The sequence below is a fragment of the Cyanobium sp. LEGE 06113 genome (assembly GCF_015207615.1).
Map to the genome: position 1 here is coordinate 121,806 of NZ_JADEWM010000005.1, position 14,872 is coordinate 136,677.

At 68.6% G+C, this 14,872-nt stretch carries 16 protein-coding genes and 1 pseudogene; 7 read left to right on the forward strand and 10 right to left on the reverse strand.

Translation table 11 applies throughout. From position 1 onward, the window contains the following. Both IQ220_RS10045 and IQ220_RS10050 read left to right on the forward strand, forming a co-directional pair. On the forward strand, nt 1-867 hold the full coding sequence (locus IQ220_RS10045; RefSeq protein WP_193914730.1) for a DUF6671 family protein: 867 nt from the start codon (nt 1-3) through the stop codon (nt 865-867). A 350-nt stretch (nt 868-1,217) separates the two neighbouring features. After that, complete coding sequence (locus IQ220_RS10050) at nt 1,218-1,796, forward strand: Crp/Fnr family transcriptional regulator (RefSeq protein WP_186697603.1); 579 nt, start codon at nt 1,218-1,220, stop codon at nt 1,794-1,796. Here the strand turns inward: IQ220_RS10050 and IQ220_RS10055 are convergent, their stop codons facing one another. Beyond that, nucleotides 1,797-4,460: a cation-translocating P-type ATPase gene (locus IQ220_RS10055; protein ID WP_370566417.1), complete on the reverse strand. Its 2,664-nt coding sequence runs from the start codon at nt 4,458-4,460 to the stop codon at nt 1,797-1,799. An 89-nt stretch (nt 4,461-4,549) separates the two neighbouring features. Here IQ220_RS10055 and IQ220_RS10060 point away from each other — a divergent pair, with 89 nt between their 5' ends. Continuing rightward, nucleotides 4,550-5,152, forward strand: a complete 603-nt coding sequence (locus tag IQ220_RS10060) for an SGNH/GDSL hydrolase family protein (protein ID WP_193914731.1) — start codon at nt 4,550-4,552, stop codon at nt 5,150-5,152. Continuing rightward, nucleotides 5,146-5,478: a hypothetical protein gene (locus tag IQ220_RS10065; protein WP_193914733.1), complete on the forward strand. Its 333-nt coding sequence runs from the start codon at nt 5,146-5,148 to the stop codon at nt 5,476-5,478. The genes IQ220_RS10060 and IQ220_RS10065 overlap by 7 nt, the downstream gene beginning before the upstream one ends. Before the next feature lie 6 nt (nt 5,479-5,484). On the opposite strand, the gene IQ220_RS10070 is transcribed toward IQ220_RS10065, so the two are convergent. Further along, entirely contained in the window at nt 5,485-5,739 is a 255-nt protein-coding gene (locus IQ220_RS10070; protein ID WP_193814128.1) for a hypothetical protein, read from the reverse strand. Between the two features lie 573 nt (nt 5,740-6,312). Here IQ220_RS10070 and IQ220_RS10080 point away from each other — a divergent pair. Beyond that, nucleotides 6,313-6,945, forward strand: coding sequence for a 2OG-Fe(II) oxygenase (locus tag IQ220_RS10080; protein ID WP_193914736.1), 633 nt, complete (start codon nt 6,313-6,315; stop codon nt 6,943-6,945). Here the strand turns inward: IQ220_RS10080 and IQ220_RS10085 are convergent. From IQ220_RS10085 to IQ220_RS10095, 3 genes and pseudogenes are all read right to left on the reverse strand, one after another. After that, nucleotides 6,939-7,112: pseudogene (locus IQ220_RS10085) on the reverse strand (IS5/IS1182 family transposase); the annotation flags it as partial. The gene IQ220_RS10080 and the pseudogene IQ220_RS10085 sit on opposite strands and share 7 nt — an antisense overlap. A gap of 89 nt (nt 7,113-7,201) precedes the next feature. After that, the gene (locus tag IQ220_RS10090; protein WP_193914737.1) at nt 7,202-7,465 is read right to left on the reverse strand and encodes a HEPN domain-containing protein; all 264 of its coding nucleotides are present in this window, start codon (nt 7,463-7,465) and stop codon (nt 7,202-7,204) included. Further along, nucleotides 7,452-7,871, reverse strand: coding sequence for a nucleotidyltransferase family protein (locus IQ220_RS10095; RefSeq protein ID WP_193914739.1), 420 nt, complete (start codon nt 7,869-7,871; stop codon nt 7,452-7,454). The genes IQ220_RS10090 and IQ220_RS10095 overlap by 14 nt, the downstream gene beginning before the upstream one ends. A gap of 165 nt (nt 7,872-8,036) precedes the next feature. Here IQ220_RS10095 and IQ220_RS10100 point away from each other — a divergent pair, with 165 nt between their 5' ends. Continuing rightward, nucleotides 8,037-10,877 carry a valine--tRNA ligase gene (locus IQ220_RS10100; RefSeq protein ID WP_193914748.1) on the forward strand — a complete coding sequence of 947 codons (2,841 nt, stop codon included), beginning with the start codon at nt 8,037-8,039 and terminating at the stop codon, nt 10,875-10,877. A gap of 11 nt (nt 10,878-10,888) precedes the next feature. Here IQ220_RS10100 and IQ220_RS10105 read toward each other — a convergent pair whose 3' ends face one another. Together IQ220_RS10105 and IQ220_RS10110 are read right to left on the reverse strand one after the other, a co-directional pair. Further along, a complete protein-coding gene (locus IQ220_RS10105; protein ID WP_193914750.1) occupies nt 10,889-11,350 on the reverse strand; it encodes a nuclear transport factor 2 family protein in 462 nt (153 codons plus the stop codon). Between the two features lie 11 nt (nt 11,351-11,361). Next, complete coding sequence (locus IQ220_RS10110) at nt 11,362-12,117, reverse strand: SDR family oxidoreductase (RefSeq protein ID WP_193914752.1); 756 nt, start codon at nt 12,115-12,117, stop codon at nt 11,362-11,364. 93 nt (nt 12,118-12,210) lie between these two features. Here IQ220_RS10110 and IQ220_RS10115 point away from each other — a divergent pair, with 93 nt between their 5' ends. Then, nucleotides 12,211-13,119 carry a LysR family transcriptional regulator gene (locus IQ220_RS10115; protein ID WP_370566418.1) on the forward strand — a complete coding sequence of 303 codons (909 nt, stop codon included), beginning with the start codon at nt 12,211-12,213 and terminating at the stop codon, nt 13,117-13,119. Here the strand turns inward: IQ220_RS10115 and IQ220_RS10120 are convergent, their stop codons facing one another. From IQ220_RS10120 to IQ220_RS16090, 3 genes are all read right to left on the reverse strand, one after another. After that, nucleotides 13,120-13,875: an STAS/SEC14 domain-containing protein gene (locus tag IQ220_RS10120; protein ID WP_193914754.1), complete on the reverse strand. Its 756-nt coding sequence runs from the start codon at nt 13,873-13,875 to the stop codon at nt 13,120-13,122. Nucleotides 13,876-14,046: 171 nt separating this feature from the next. Continuing rightward, on the reverse strand, nt 14,047-14,535 hold the full coding sequence (locus IQ220_RS10125) for a DUF1643 domain-containing protein (protein WP_193914756.1): 489 nt from the start codon (nt 14,533-14,535) through the stop codon (nt 14,047-14,049). Between the two features lie 44 nt (nt 14,536-14,579). Next, nucleotides 14,580-14,858 carry a mechanosensitive ion channel domain-containing protein gene (locus IQ220_RS16090; RefSeq protein WP_255510920.1) on the reverse strand — a complete coding sequence of 93 codons (279 nt, stop codon included), beginning with the start codon at nt 14,856-14,858 and terminating at the stop codon, nt 14,580-14,582. Nucleotides 14,859-14,872: the final 14 nt, after the last annotated feature.

Below are 14,872 nucleotides of genomic sequence, written 5' to 3' on the forward strand. Positions count from 1 at the left end.
ATGGGCTCCCCGTCGCCCTATGCGGGACGCAGGGTCTGCCTCACCACACGCCATGGCAAGGAGCGGGCACTGGCCAGGCCCTTCCTGCATGGGCTCGGCGCCATCCTCGAGGTGGCGCCCTGTGACACCGACCAGCTCGGCACCTTCAGCGGTGAGGTGGAACGGCTGGGCGACGCCCGCGCCACCTGTCATCGCAAGGCCCTGCTCGGTCTCGAGGCCAGCGGCCTCAGCCTCGGCCTGGCCAGCGAGGCCAGCTTCGGCCCCCATCCCGCCGTGCCCCTGCTCTCGGTGGGCCAGGAGCTCTTGCTCTTCGTGGATCTGGAGCGGGGCCTCAGCGTGCTGGAGCAGCGCCTCGATCTGGCCACCAGCCTGGCCCGCCGCAGCCTGGAGCCCGGCGAGCTCGAAACAGAGGGCGTTCAGGCCTGGCTGGCCCAGGTGCGTTTCCCCAGCCATGCGCTGATCGCCCGCCCGGCAGACGGCCATCCCGGCCCCTGCCTCAAGGCCATTCGCAGCCAGGTGGAGCTGGAGGCTGCGGTGGCCCGCTGCGCGGCGGCCAGCCCTGAGGGGCGCGTGTGGCTCGAAACCGACATGCGCGCCCACTGCAACCCCACCCGGATGGCGAGTATCCGGCGGCTGGGTTTCCAGCTGGTGCGCCGCCTGGGGCGGCCTTGCCCCGCCTGCGGGGCCCCTGGCTGGGGGCTGCAGGCGACGCTGCCCGGCCTGCCCTGCAGCTGCTGCGGCACGGCCACGGCCCTGACAGCCCAGGAGCGCTGGGGCTGTGCCGCCTGCCCCCACACCGAGCTGCGGCCCCGGCGCGACGGCCTGCAGCAGGCCGATCCAGGCCATTGCCCCTGGTGCAACCCCTGACGCTGAGAGGCAGCTGAGGGGGGCGGGATTGTGCGTGGCTGAGGCACGGATCGCTGTGGTTGAAGCCACGGTCAACCACTGCCGATTACGCCGGCTTATGCATCCAATCGGGGATCCTGCGCGTGTCAGTTGGCACATTTCCTGACAGAGGCTTTAAGGTTTGCAGACCCAAATTTGAACAACATTCTTTTTATGACTGCACCAGGTTGAAATACACGATGCGGTTTGCCTGGGTTGATCAAGATCCCTGGTTAACCACAGTTGAGTCATCACAGCCCAGCGGCACATCGTTGTATCGCTGAGCTCCAATGCGCTGCCGCTCTATCTCTCCATCTTTCTCCTTTGCCATCATGTCCGTCTCCATGTCAAGCCGTTGTCTGCGCCTCAGCCTCCGGGCCGGCGAGACGCTTCCCGCCAATCTCTGCTGGCGCGTGGAAAAGGGCTACGTCTGGCTTGCCCGCTGGGTTCCCGGCTGCGATCCCCTCACCCTGGGCGTGTGGGGCCCGGGCGAGATGGTGATGCCCGCCTTGATCGGTCTGCCTTCGATCGAATTGCGCTCCCTCTCCCCCGTGGTGGTGGTGGAAGAAGCTGACACCACCGTGCCGATGGAGCGCAGCTTTCTGGAGGATCAACTGCGGCAGGCGGCTCTGCTGCTGCTGCTCAGCCGCGTACGCCCCGCTGAGGCTCGCCTGCTGCAATTGCTCGACTGGTTCGGCACCCGTTTCGGCACGATGACCACCAAAGGCGTGCGGCTCTGCTTCGGCGAACGCCCCCTGACCCACCAGCAGCTCGCCGACATCGCCGGCATGACCCGGGTCACCGTGACCAAGGCCCTCACCCAGTTCCGCCAGTCCGGCGTGCTCTCCAGTGATGGCAACGGTGGGCTGTTGCTGCGGGTGCCCGCCTCCGAACTCTGGGGCGAGGAGTGATCAGCCGCTGAAGCCCGCTGTGGGGTCGAGCCGCTCCCCGATCCAGGCCACCGGCAGCATGGCCAGCATCGCCAGGCCGCACAGCAGCCATTGGCTGCCGCTGAGGGGCGCGGTGGCAAAGAAGCGGTTCATCCAGCTCCACTGGCTGAACAGCAGCTGCAGCAGCAGAGCCAGGCTGATGCCGCCCACCAGCACCGGCACCCGCCGCCACTGGCGCCAGCCGCCGCGGCTGGCCTGGCTCAGACAGATCAGATACACCACCTGGGCCAGCACCAGGGCCTGAATCGCCATCGTGCGCGCCAGCTCCAGGCTGGCCCCAGACCCTGACACCTGCAGAAACACCCCGAAGATCAGCAGCCAGTAGAAGGCGGACACCAGCAGCACCCGGCGCACCAGACGGCCGCTGAGCAGGGGCTCGCCGGGCGGCCGCGGTGGCTGGCTCATCAGGTGCGGCGGCTGGGGCTCGAAGGCCAGGGGCACCGACAGGCTCAGCGAGCACACCATGTTCAGCCACAACACCTGCAGCGCTGTGACCGGCAGCTGCAGGCCGAGCACCGCTCCCAGCAGGATGGTCATCGAGGCACCCCCATTCACCGGCAGCACGAAGGCGAGCGCCTTGCGCAGGTTCAGGTACACGGCCCGGCCCTCTTCCACAGCCGCTTCGATCGTGGCGAAGTTGTCGTCGGTGAGCAGCATGTCGGCGGCTTCGCGGGCCACTTCGGTGCCGCCCTCGCCCATGGCGATGCCGATGTCGGCCTGCTTGAGGGCCGGCGCGTCGTTGACGCCATCGCCGGTCATCGCCACCACGGCGCCGCCGGCCTGCAGCGCCTGCACCAGGGCCAGCTTCTGGGCCGGCGCCACCCGGGCGAACACATCGCTCTGCTGCGCCAGCCGGCCCAGCTGTTCGGGGGGACAGTCCTCCAGGGCGCGGCCCTCGATGGCCCGCACGGCGCCACCCCGGCCCAGCCCCAGCTCAGTGGCCACCCAGCGGGCGGTGTCGCGGTGGTCGCCGGTGATCATCTTCACGGTGATGCCGGCCTGCTGGCAGGCCTGCACGGCGGCGCGCGCCTGCGGACGTGGTGGGTCGAGCATGCCCTGCAGACCCAGGAACACCAGGCCGCTGCTGCACTGCTGCGGGCGCAGCTGCCGCTGGTGGAGGGCGGCCTGCCCGGAGGCGAAGGCCAGCACCCTCTGCCCGGCGCCGGCCATGGCGGCCACGGCGGCGCTGATGGCCGCGCCATCGAGGGGCTGGGGCTCGCCCGCGGCCGAGAGCTGCCTGTCGCAGCGGGCCAGCACCGCCTCCAGCGAGCCCTTCACCAGGATGCGCCCATCGCCATGCAGGGTGGCCATGAACTGGTGTTCCGAGGCGAAGGGAATCACGTCCAGACGAGGCTGGCGCTGCAGGCAGCCCTGCCGATCCAGACCGGCCACGGCGGCCGCCTGCAGCAGGGCTGTCTCGGTGGGATCCCCCACCAGGCCCTCATGCTGGCTGGGCCGGGCGTCGTTGCAGAGCATCCCGGCCAGCAGGGTGTCGCGCAGGGCCAGGTTGTGCTCGCTTCCCGCCAACTGATCAAGCGGCCAGCGCTCCCCGCCGGCATGGATCTGCTGCACCGTCATGCGGTTCTGGGTGAGGGTGCCCGTTTTGTCCGAGCAGATCACCGTGGTGCTGCCCAGGGCCTCGACGGCCGGCAGCTTGCGGATGATGGCGTTGCGGCGGGCCATGCGGTTCACGCCGATCGCCAGGGTGATGGTGACGATCGCCGGCAGTTCCTCCGGGATGGCGCCCACGGCGAGGGCCACGGCGCCATCGAACATCTCGGCGGCGGCTCGGCCCCGGGCCAGCCCCACCAGAAAGGTGACTCCCGCCAGGGCCAGCACCAGCTGCAGCAGGGTGTGGGTGAAGCCCCGGAACTGGCGGGTGAGGGGAGTGCTGAGGCTGGTCTGGTCGGCCAGGGAACGGGAGATGTGGCCCACCTCGGTGGCGTTGCCGGTGGCCACCACCAGGCCGCTGGCCCGGCCGGCGGTCACCAGGCTGCCCGCGTAGGCCATGCCGTGGCGCTCCGCCAGGGGTGTCCGCGGCTCCACCGGCGTCGTGGCCTTGCGCACGGGCATCGACTCACCCGTGAGCGCCGATTCATCCACCTGCAGCTGCTGCACCGTCAACAGCCGCAGGTCGGCGGGCACCTTGCTGCCGGCCTCCAGCTGCACCAGATCCCCCGGCACCAGCTGTTCGGAGGCCAGCCGGGCGGGCTGCCCACCGCGCACCACCTCGACGCTGGTGCGCACCGAGCGGGCCAGGGCCGCGATGGCCGTCTCGGCGCGATTTTCCTGCACATCGCCGATCACGGCGTTGATCACGGTGACGCTCCAGATCACCCAGGCTTCGCTCACCTCGCCCAGCAGCAGCTTCACGGCCCCCACCGCCAGCAGGGTGTAGAGCAGGGGATCGTGGAACTGGCCGAGGAAGCGCAGCCAGCCGGGCCTGCCGCGCCGCTGGCTGAGCTGGTTCGGGCCCCAGCGCTGCAGCCGTTGCGCCGCCTCCGCGCCCCTCAGCCCCCGCACCGGGTCGCTGCCGAGGGCGTCGATCAGCTCTGCAGCGGCGGTGCTGTGGGCCTGATCGAGCAGCTCGGGGGGCTGACCGGCCGAGGGAGCAGTTGGCGGCACGGGCACGGCAGGGCGAGCTTCACCAGTGTGCTCAGATTGCCCGCCTGGCCGGCAGCATGGGTCCACAGCCAAGAACCCCGCCGCCGCCGATGACCTCCTCTCTGGTGCTTCTGGGGGACAGCCTGGTGGATACGGGCAACACCACCGCCCTGGCCAGGCTGGTGGGGCAGGATCCCTTCGCGGACCGCATCTACAACCGTGGCGGTAACCGCAAGGCCTCCGATGGCCCGGTGCTGGCTGAGCAGATTGCCCGCCGCCTCGGGGCCAGGCTGAGCTCCACCACCCGGGTCAACCTGCTCAGCCTGCCCCTGCAGCGCCTGGCCGGTGGCTTCGACAGCAGCACCCAGCTCTGGAACTTCGCCTATGCGGGCGCCAACTCCGGCCTGAGGGGCTCCCGCCGGGCCGCCCTGGCCCGCTTCCCGCTCGGGCTCCGCTCCCAGGCTCGGGTGGTGGCGGCCAATGCGCCGCGCCGCGCCAATGTCGATGCCCTGATCGTGGCGGGCAGCAACGACCTGCTCGACCTGGTCGACCGCCCCGGCCGGGTGCTGCGGGCGCTGCGCAGTGCGGGCCGCCGGGATGACCGGCGCTTGAGCCGCCAGCAGGCCCGCCGGATCGTGGCCAACACCCGCCGGGCCGTGGACACGATCAGCGGCAACCCCAGCCGGGGCGCTTCGCCATCGATGAGGTGGTGATTCTGGGGCTGGCGCCCCTGAGCCAGACCCCCGCGGTGAAAGGGGTGGCCGCCGGGTTGCAACCCGCCCTGGGCCGGGGCCTGCGCCGCTTCGTCGACCAGACGGCCCGGCGGGTCAACCGCCAGCTCGCGCGCCGCTACAACGCCCCCCGCCGCAACGACGGGGTGGAGGTGATCGATGGTTTCCAGGTGTGGAACAGCGTGGCCAGGCCCCGCTTCCTCGACGACGTTCACCCCACGGCCGCCACGGCAGGCCGGCTGGCGGATGCCGTGGTGCGGCGGATCGCCGCTTCGAGAGACCTCAGCAGCTATGGCTTCTCAGCCTGATCAGGCTCAGTCGTCGGGATAGAGCAGGCCATCGAGCTCCTCGGGATCCACGTCATAGACGCGGGCCAGGGTGGTCTCGATGGCGCTGGTCACCACGTCGGGCAGGAAGCGCATCGCATTGATCGCGTCATCGGCGATGTCGTCGGTGAGCAGGGGGTCACCGCCCAGCTTCTCGTCGTTGATCACGGCCATCACCCAGCTTTGATAGGCGGTGACCAGATCGGCGAACTCGAGCTCCGGGTCGTTCAGATCCAGGGCCATTGGGCGTCTCCAGGGACGTTGCCTCTGCAGTTTGCCCACTGGCGAGGATGGCGCAGCCCTTGTTCCCGGTTGTCCTGACCGAGACCATGCCCGAACCCGCTGCCCAGCCCCCTCGCCAAAGCGCTCCTGAGGCGACCCGGGACCGGCTTGCCGCGTTCGCCATCGGCGAGCTGGTGCGCCAGCACCGCAGCAGCTTTGCGCCGCTCTGGAGCACTGAGAGCTGGGTGAAACTGCTGATCTGGCTGGCGCTCAACTGCGGCTGCAGCGGCGACGAGGCCGGGCTGCGGGCCTTTCGGGCCTGCCTTGATCCGGCCCTGAGCCGCCGCCTGCGGCAGCAGTTCTTCACGCGGGAGCTGGAGCTCCTTCAGCTGCAGGTGGTGGCCGATCCCGCCGAGGGGGCGGCGCTGGTGCTGCCGCTGGCCCCCGGCGGGCCCCCGTTGATCTGCAGCGGGCGGCGGCGGCCGTGGCCGCTGCGGGCCTGGAGGCCCAGCTGGTGGCCGACCGCGGGCGCTGGAGCAGCCTGGAGGGCGCGGTGGCCATTCCCTGGCAGCTGCCATCGCCCGCCGCCACGCCATGACCCTGATCGCCACCTACACCAACCCCGGCTACAGCGCCCTGGCCGATGCGGTGATGGCCTTCTTCGAGCGGCGCAGCGACCTGCAACGCCCGGGGGTGGCCTTCGGGCCGGAGGCTGGGCCCGGGGCCGCGCCCGCCAAGGTGTCCACCGACATCAGCCTGGTGGCGATCGACCGCAGCGATCCGGAGGCCTTCGCCCTGGCCGAGGTGATCCTGCGGGGGGTGACGGCCGGCCTCAACCAATACCTGAGGGAGCGGCCGCTGCTGCGCCAGTGCTGCCCGGAGCAGGCCCTGTTCGTGAACCCGATCTTCAACCTGCAGCGCTACGCCCCCGGCGAGGCCTTCCACGCCTGGCACTGCGACTGGACCCTCAGCGACGAGGACACCGAGCCGAATCGCCGCGTGCTGGCCTGGATCCTCTACTGCAACAGCCTGCCCGAGGGGGGCACCGAGTTCCACTGGCAGGGCCACCACGAGCAGGCCGAGGCGGGCAAGCTGCTGCTCTTCCCCGCTGGGCTCTCCCACATCCACCGCGGCCGGGTGAGCCACGACCACAGCAAAACGATCGCCACGGGCTGGATCAATGCCGGCACCCTGGAGGCCTACGTGGCTCGTCTGGCGGCGAAGTGACGGAGATGACCAGGCGGTAGAACTTCTGCACCGCAGGCGATCAGAGCATCGATGTTGGCCAGGTTTCGCGCCAGATACCGGATCTGCTGCCCAATGGCTTTTTGAAACGTGCTGATGCGCGGACGCTTCTTCTTTGCCACTGCCAAGAATTGACGACGGGATTGACGGGGGTCTTGGTCGATGCCGACGGCACGAACTCTGTTGAAGCGGAGGTGCTCCAGGCGCGATTCAAGGAGGGTGAAGTTTGTGGCAACGCTCAGCCCAACCCCTCAACTGCCTGCTCGCAACGACCCAGCTCCACCTCCAGCAAAGCCAGCACCGCCAGATCAGCCAGATCGTGCGCTCTTGGCGGCTGGCGATCGGCCAGCACGATCCAGGCCTTCAGGAGCTTCTCAAGGGCCTGCTGCGCCGTGAAGCCCCAGTCCTCTTCTGGGTAGGCGGGATCCAGGCCGAAGCGCAGGCTGCGCAGATGCCGGCGCACGATCGCCAGCAGCAGCCGCGCGTCTTCAGCAGGCGACATGCAGCACCCTCCCCTCCCGGGCAATATCCCCGAACACATGCCAGCGGGAGCCGCTCAGTCGCTCAGCGTCGGTGCTGCCGGCCACCACCAGGTCCACCCCCACCCCCAGCAGGCCGATCCGCTCCCGGAACCGGTGCCAGCAGGAGGCCTTCTCGGTCGGTGTGAGCTGGGGCTGGCGAACGATCACGGCCAGATCCAGGTCGGAATCGGCATGGGCGTGGCCCCGTGCCCGCGACCCGAAGGCCAGCACGGCCTGCACATCCGCTTCCGCGCAAAGCCGCGCCAGGGCCAGGCCGCAGAGGTGCGGATCCAAGCCCGGCCCCAGATCCACCAGCGGCTGCAGCGTCCGCCTCTGCCGCCACGGGATCGCCGGCGGCTGAAAGGGCTGGGCAACGGCGCTTGCCATGCGGCAATGCTATCGGCACTCCCTCGTCCGCAGCCTGGCCCGCTGCTCGCCTCCCAGGTTCTGCGCATTCCTGCTTGAGGTGCCGGTCACGCTTCCCCAGAACCGCGGCCAGGCGGCCGGCGAACCGCTTTGAGACCATGGGGCCATCGCCAGTGAACCGTTTCCATGGCTGAGGCCACCCCAGCTCCTGACGGCGCCCTGCCCAAGACCTACGACCCGGCCAGCACCGAAGCCCGCTGGCAGGCAGCCTGGGAAGCCGCCGGCGCCTTCCATCCCGATCCGGAGGCCCCGGGTGAGCCGTTTTCGGTGGTGATCCCGCCGCCGAACGTGACCGGCAGCCTGCACATGGGCCACGGCTTCGAGACGGCCCTGATCGACACGATCGTGCGCTTCCAGCGCCTGCAGGGCAGAAACGTGCTGTGCCTGCCCGGCACCGACCACGCCTCGATCGCGGTGCAGTCGATCCTGGAGAAGCAGATCAAGGCTGAAGGCGGCAGCAAGGACGACCTCGGCCGCGACGCCTTCCTGGAGCGCGCCTGGGCCTGGAAGGCCGAGAGCGGCGGCACGATCGTGGGCCAGCTGCGCCGGCTGGGCTACTCGGTGGACTGGCGGCGGGAGCGCTTCACCCTTGATCCCGGCCTCAACAAAGCCGTGGTGGAGGCCTTCGTGCGTCTGCACGAGCAGGGCCTGATCTACCGGGGCGAGTACCTGGTGAACTGGTGCCCGGCCTCGGGATCGGCGGTGAGCGATCTCGAGGTGGAGATGAAGGAGCTCGACGGCCACCTCTGGCACTTCCGCTATCCCCTCAGTGACGGCGCCGCCGACGACGGCACCGACCACCTGGTCGTCGCCACCACTCGCCCCGAAACCCTGCTGGGCGACACCGGCGTGGCCGTGCACCCCGACGACCCCCGCTACGCCGCCCTGGTGGGGCGCACGCTCACCCTGCCGCTGGTGGGCCGCGAGATCCCGATCGTGGCCGATGAGCACGTGGATCCGGCCTTCGGCACCGGCTGCGTCAAGGTGACCCCCGCCCACGACCCCAACGACTTCGCCATCGGCGCCCGCCACGGCCTGCCGCTGATCACGGTGATGGCCAAGGACGGCAGCATGAACGCCGCCGCCGGCCGCTTCGCCGGGCTGGATCGCTTCGAGGCGCGCCAGGCGGTGGTGGCGGCGATGGAGGCCGAGGGTTTCCTGGTGAAGGTGGAGCCCCACCGCCACAGCGTGCCCTTTTCGGATCGCGGCAAGGTGCCGGTGGAGCCGCTGCTCTCCACCCAGTGGTTCGCCCGGGCTGAGCCCCTGGCCGCCCGCTGCCGCGAGGCCCTCGATGGCGGCGCCCCCCGCTTCGTGCCACAGCGCTGGGAGAAGGTGTACCGCGACTGGCTCACCGACATCCGCGACTGGTGCATCAGCCGACAGCTCTGGTGGGGCCACCGCATCCCCGCCTGGTTCGTGGTGAGTGAAACCGGCGGCGTGATCACCGAGGCCACGCCCTATGTGGTGGCCCGTGATGCGGCCGAAGCCCAGGCGAAGGCGGAGGCTCAGTTCGGTGCCGCCAGCGCGGCGGCGGGCCGCCAGTTACAGCTGGAACAGGACCCCGACGTGCTCGACACCTGGTTCTCCAGCGGCCTCTGGCCCTTCTCCACCCTGGGCTGGCCCGATGAGAGCGCCGCCGACCTGGCCACCTGGTATCCCACCAGTGTGCTGGTGACCGGCTTCGACATCATCTTCTTCTGGGTGGCGCGGATGACGATGCTGGCCGGCGCCTTCACCGGCCGCATGCCCTTCGCCGACGTGATGATCCACGGCCTGGTGCGCGATGAGAACAACCGCAAGATGAGCAAATCAGCGGGCAACGGCATCGACCCGCTGCCACTGATCGAGCGCTACGGCGCCGATGCCCTGCGCTTCGCCCTGGTGCGCGAAGTGGCCGGCGCCGGCCAGGACATCCGCCTCGACTACGACCGCGCCAGTGGCAGCTCAGCCACGGTGGAGGCGGCCCGCAACTTCGCCAACAAGCTCTGGAACGCCACCCGCTTCGCCCTGCTCAACCTGGGCGGTGAAACCCCGGCCAGCCTCGGCGAGCCCGATCCGGCCGCGTTAACCCTCGCCGACCGCTGGATCCTCTCCCGCCTGGCCAGGGTGAACCGCGAAACCGCCGAGCGCTACGGCAGCTACGGCCTGGGCGAAGCGGCCAAGGGGCTCTACGAGTTCGCCTGGAATGAGGTGTGCGACTGGACGATCGAGCTGCTCAAACGCCGCCTCAATCCTCGCCCCGCCGTTGAAGGGGAGCCCCTCAGCGCTGAAGCCCTGGCCGACCAGCGGGTCGCCCGCCAGGTGCTCGCCAAGGTGCTCGCCGAACTGCTGGTGCTGCTGCACCCGCTGATGCCGCACCTGAGCGAAGAGCTCTGGCACGGGCTCAGCGGCGAAGCGGAAGACAGCTTCCTCGCCCTGCAGAGCTGGCCCGCCGTGAACGAAGCCGCCCTCGATGACGCCCTCGAAGCCCAGTTCGCCGAGCTGATCGAGGCGATCCGGGTGGTGCGCAACCTGCGCGCCGTGGCGGGGCTCAAGCCGTCCCAGAGCGCTCCGGTGGTGTTCCTCACCGGCCGGCCGGAGCTGGCGGCAGTGCTGCGCCAGGCCACGGGCGACATCACCGCCCTCACCCGCGCCGCCTCGGTGGAGGTGCGCGATCCGGGCGCCGCGGCAGGCGATGCAGCCGAAGCCCAGGCGGCGGGGCCCCAGCGCTGCCTGGCGGCCGTGAGCGGGGAGCTCCAGGTGCTGCTGCCGATCGAGGGCCTGGTGGACCTGGCCGCCCTGCGCGGCCGCCTGGAAAAGGACATCGCCAAGGCCGAGAAGGAGATCAAGGGCCTGGCCGGTCGCCTCGCCAACCCCAACTTCGCCGGCAAGGCACCGCCTGAGGTGGTGGCCGAGTGCCGCGCCAACCTGGCCGAGGCCGAAGCCCAGGCCGCGCTGGCGCGGGGACGGCTGGAGGGCTTGGGCTGAAGCGGGCTGGATCAGTAGCGCATGCGCCAGCTGACGATGCGCCCGTCTTCGACGCGGAACAGGAAGTCCGCCCGGCTCGTATAACCCCTGCTGTTGTACTGGCCGGTCACCACCACGTCGTTACCCGTCACCACCACCTGCGGGTCGTTCACGCGTCCGCCCCGCTCGATGATGTCACTGTCGAGCCAGCGGAAAAAGGCCTCGCCTGATTTGGCAGGGCCGCTGCCGTAGGCCTGGGAGGCGTTGGCGGCGAACAGGGCACGGATCTGTGCGGGATCGTTGCTGGCCATCGCTTCCAGCAACTGGCGCACCACCGCCCCTGGATCCGACGGGAGCGCCTGGGCCAGTGGAGCCCCGGGGGCAGCACCAGGCTCGGCCGCAGGTGGTTGGGCGCGGCCACATTGGGGGATGGCGGCGAAGACGAGCATGCCGGCCAGGGTTGCCGGCCAGACGCTGCAGAACTGCTGACGCATGGGATGAATCCTCAACGGGTGGTGTAGCCGCCGTTGGCGAAGATGGTCTGGCCGGTGATCCACCAGCCCTCGGTGGCCAGGAAGCGCACGATCGGGGCAATGTCTTCAATCTGGGTGAGTTGATTTCCCATCGCCTGGGACTTGTGGAATCCCACCCGCTCGGGTGTTTCCTGACCATAGAAGAAGGGTGTGTCCATGGGGCCGGGGCCCACCGCCGTGACCGAGATGCCGCGGGCGGCAAATTCCTTGGCCGCGGCTCGGGTGAAGTGCTCCACCGGCGATTTACTGCCGGCGTAGGTGGAGTACCCGTCGGTGAAGGCCGCCAGCAGCGAGGTCACGATCGTGATGATCTTGCCGTTGTCGTTGAGCTGGCGTCCGGCTTCTTTGATGAAGAAGTAAGCGGCCTTGGCGTTGATGTCGAACATCGTGTCGTAGTCCGCCTCGGTGGTGTCCACGATCGGCTTGCGCAGCACCATGCCCGCGGTGTTCACCGCCACATCCACACCGCCAAAGTGATCCCTGGCCTGCTCGAACACCCGCTGAACCGTCGCTGCTGCTGTGAGATCGGCCTGGATGGCAAAGGCCTCACGGCCCAGATCCTGAACGGCCTGCACGGTGGCCTCGGCCTGCTGTTGAGCGGCCTGGCTGTGGTAGTGCACCACAATGTTGGCCCCACGGCTGGCGAAGTCGCGGCTGAGTAAGCCTCCTAAGTTCTTGGCGCCACCGGCGATCAGCACGACGGCGTTCTTGAGATCACAACTGGACATGGCGTTTTCGCTGACGACGCCAACCTAGTTAGTTGACAGGAATGGGGGTAGTGGGGAAGATGTCATTTATAAATTGCGCTGAGTGCAAGAAGCGTGCACAGCCTGCAGCAGCTCTTTCTTCAGATCGTCGAGGCGGGCAGCTTCAAGCAGGCGGCCGAACAGCTGCATCTGGAGCCCTCCTCGCTCAGCCGCAAGATGGTGGCCCTCGAGAAACGCCTCAAGGTGAAACTGCTGCACCGCTCCACGCGCCACACCCGGCCCACCAACCTCGGGCAGCGCTACTACGAAGGCCTGCGCCAACTGCTGGATGAAGAGATTGCCCTGGAGGAGGAACTCACCAGCGGTGTTGAGCTGCTCAGGGGCACGCTCAGGGTGAGCGCGCCGGTGGATTTCGGTGCTGAATTCGTGGTTCCGGTTGTTCAAGAGATGCTGCAACGGGCGCCGGAGCTCTCTGTGGAGCTGCTGTTCAGCAGCCACTTCGCCAATCTGGTGGAAGACAACATCGATGTGGCCGTGCGCATTGGATCGATGCCGACCTCAAGCCTGATTGCCAGGCCGATCGGCGAGGTTCCCCGCGTGCTTGTGGCCAGCGACAGCTACCTGAAATGCCATGGTGCCCCCGAAGATCCCGAAGACCTCAGCGACCACAACTTCATCCTCTATTCCCCCGTTCAGGCCAGAAGCGACGTTGTGTTTGCTGATGGCCGCAGGTTTTCCCACACCAAGATGCGCAGCAACATCACCGTGAACAGCGTCAACGCCATCCGTCAGTTGGTGCGGGATGGCTTGGGCGTTCACCTCGGGCCCGCCTGGGTGTTCCGCGAAGCCTGGGCCAGGGCGAGGTTCGCCGCCTGCTGCCCGCCCACCCCCTGCAGAGCTTCCCGGTGCAGGCCGTGCACGTCGAGCGGGCCTACAGGCCAAGAAAGACCGAGGAGTTCATCCAGCAGTTGGCGGCCTATCTGCACGGCCATCTCTGCGCAGAGGCCTGAGCAGCCAAGCTGATCAAGACTTCAGCCAGGCCCAGGCGTCTGCTTCCTGCTCGGCGCTGAAGTGGCGCATGCTGATCGGCAGCATGGAGCCCATCATCTGCGTCAACGTGCCCAGCCAGCCGGGTCCCCCGACGATGGCGTAGCGGCGCACGTGGCCGATGGCCGTGAACTTGGCGGAGAGCAGGGAGGCGTTGGTGAGCAAGCTGGGCACGATGCCGTGGAACTTCTTGATGCGCGCCAGCAGGTCGATCTGCTCCTGTTGGGCGAACATCTTGTTCAACACCGGCATCACGGTGTCGATGTCGTCTTCGCTGATGGTGCCATCCAATTCGTAGGCGATGAGGCTGGGGCTGCCCGTCTCGATCAGCGTCAGGGCTGGTTTCGGCGCGGGCGCGATCGGAGGCAGTTCGGCCGCGAAGGCCACGGCGGCATCCATCGCTTCGGGGGCGAACATCCTGATGTCCACCATCGGCATCAAGGCGTGCACCAGAGACATCAAGGCCTGCATGAACTGCTTGGTCGAGATGATGGCCATGCGCGGCACCCGCTCCATCTTGTCGAGCTGGCTGAACTCGAAGCGGGCATCCGCGGCCATGGCATCGGCTGTCATGTCCGACCACTGCGCCATGTCCACGATCAGATTGACGCGATCCTGGCTGGCGAAGGCCGCTTCAAAGGCTTTCTCCATGGTCTGAATATCGGCTTTCTCAACCAGCCCCTCAAGGCGCACACTCAGGACATGGGCCTGACTGCTGTCGATGCTGATCATGGGAGTTCTCCTGACGTCTTGACTTGGCCATGCTGAAGTTGCCGCTCTCAAGATCGCTGGCGAACCTGCGAAAGCATCTGGTAATTCTTGGAGGTAACTTTTTCTTGGCAAACCTAGTTTAGTGGTGTCGGTTGGAGGAAGCGTCAAGCGGCCTCGCTTCGATTGATTCCTTCATGCTTCTGGGGGCATACCGGCTGGCGACCACGGCTGCGGCCCCAGTCCCCTGGGCAGATACAGCGGGTGCATGGGATGGCCATCCCGGCTGAGGCGAAGGCAGTGCAGGCCTGTCAGCATGGCCGCCACTGCGGCAGCACGCCCCTTGTACTGGCCGCCTACGCCCCAGGCGGCCAGCTTCAGGTCTGCCGCCTGGGCCATCGTCCGCAGCTGCCGGTCGTTGTCCGGTCCCACGGGATCGGCCGCAGCCTTGATGGCGGCCGGTTGGGTGGCCCGCAAGGCGAACAGGTTGGTGAGGCAGAGAGCCCCGAAGCCCCAGTCGCGGGCGAAGCTCAGGCAACGCCGCAGGGTGGGATCGTCGCGCACGGCATCGGCGCTGCTGGGGTTGAGACCGATCACCATCAGCACGCCGCCGCTGGCCTCCCAGCGGCGCCAGAGGGTGTAGCGGTAACGGCCACAGGGGCTGAGAAGGGCGCTCCTCTCCATGGCGCCATCCTCTTGGCTCCGCTGCCGCGGCAGCCCCTCGATGCTCAGGGCTCCGGGGGGGGCTCGCGGCGGTCCACCAGCGCCTGCAGCGCTGCTTCCAGGGCCGGTGGCAGTTGCAGCCGCAGCCCCTCCCCACCCAGGTGCAGGTCCCGCTGCGGGAAGGGCACGGTGATCCCCTGGGCCCGCAGGATCGCCTCGATGCGGAAGTTGAGGTCGCTCACGATCTCGTACTGGCGGCGGGGCTCCCGGGTCCACACCAGCAGGGTGAAGTTGAGCGAGCTATCCCCGAAGCTGCTGAAGAACACCTGGGGTGTCGGCGTCATCAGCACGGCCCGGT

Coding starts and splice junctions, on each gene's coding strand:
- IQ220_RS10045 (WP_193914730.1), top strand. CDS start 1: ATGGGCTCCCCGTCGCCCTATGCGGGACGCAGGGTCTGCCTCACCACA.
- IQ220_RS10050 (WP_186697603.1), top strand. CDS start 1,218: ATGTCCGTCTCCATGTCAAGCCGTTGTCTGCGCCTCAGCCTCCGGGCC.
- IQ220_RS10060 (WP_193914731.1), top strand. CDS start 4,550: ATGACCTCCTCTCTGGTGCTTCTGGGGGACAGCCTGGTGGATACGGGC.
- IQ220_RS10070 (WP_193814128.1), bottom strand. CDS start 5,739: ATGGCCCTGGATCTGAACGACCCGGAGCTCGAGTTCGCCGATCTGGTC.
- IQ220_RS10080 (WP_193914736.1), top strand. CDS start 6,313: ATGACCCTGATCGCCACCTACACCAACCCCGGCTACAGCGCCCTGGCC.
- IQ220_RS10090 (WP_193914737.1), bottom strand. CDS start 7,465: ATGTCGCCTGCTGAAGACGCGCGGCTGCTGCTGGCGATCGTGCGCCGG.
- IQ220_RS10095 (WP_193914739.1), bottom strand. CDS start 7,871: ATGGCAAGCGCCGTTGCCCAGCCCTTTCAGCCGCCGGCGATCCCGTGG.
- IQ220_RS10100 (WP_193914748.1), top strand. CDS start 8,037: ATGGCTGAGGCCACCCCAGCTCCTGACGGCGCCCTGCCCAAGACCTAC.
- IQ220_RS10105 (WP_193914750.1), bottom strand. CDS start 11,350: ATGCGTCAGCAGTTCTGCAGCGTCTGGCCGGCAACCCTGGCCGGCATG.
- IQ220_RS10110 (WP_193914752.1), bottom strand. CDS start 12,117: ATGTCCAGTTGTGATCTCAAGAACGCCGTCGTGCTGATCGCCGGTGGC.
- IQ220_RS10120 (WP_193914754.1), bottom strand. CDS start 13,875: ATGATCAGCATCGACAGCAGTCAGGCCCATGTCCTGAGTGTGCGCCTT.
- IQ220_RS10125 (WP_193914756.1), bottom strand. CDS start 14,535: ATGGAGAGGAGCGCCCTTCTCAGCCCCTGTGGCCGTTACCGCTACACC.
- IQ220_RS16090 (WP_255510920.1), bottom strand. CDS start 14,858: ATGACGCCGACACCCCAGGTGTTCTTCAGCAGCTTCGGGGATAGCTCG.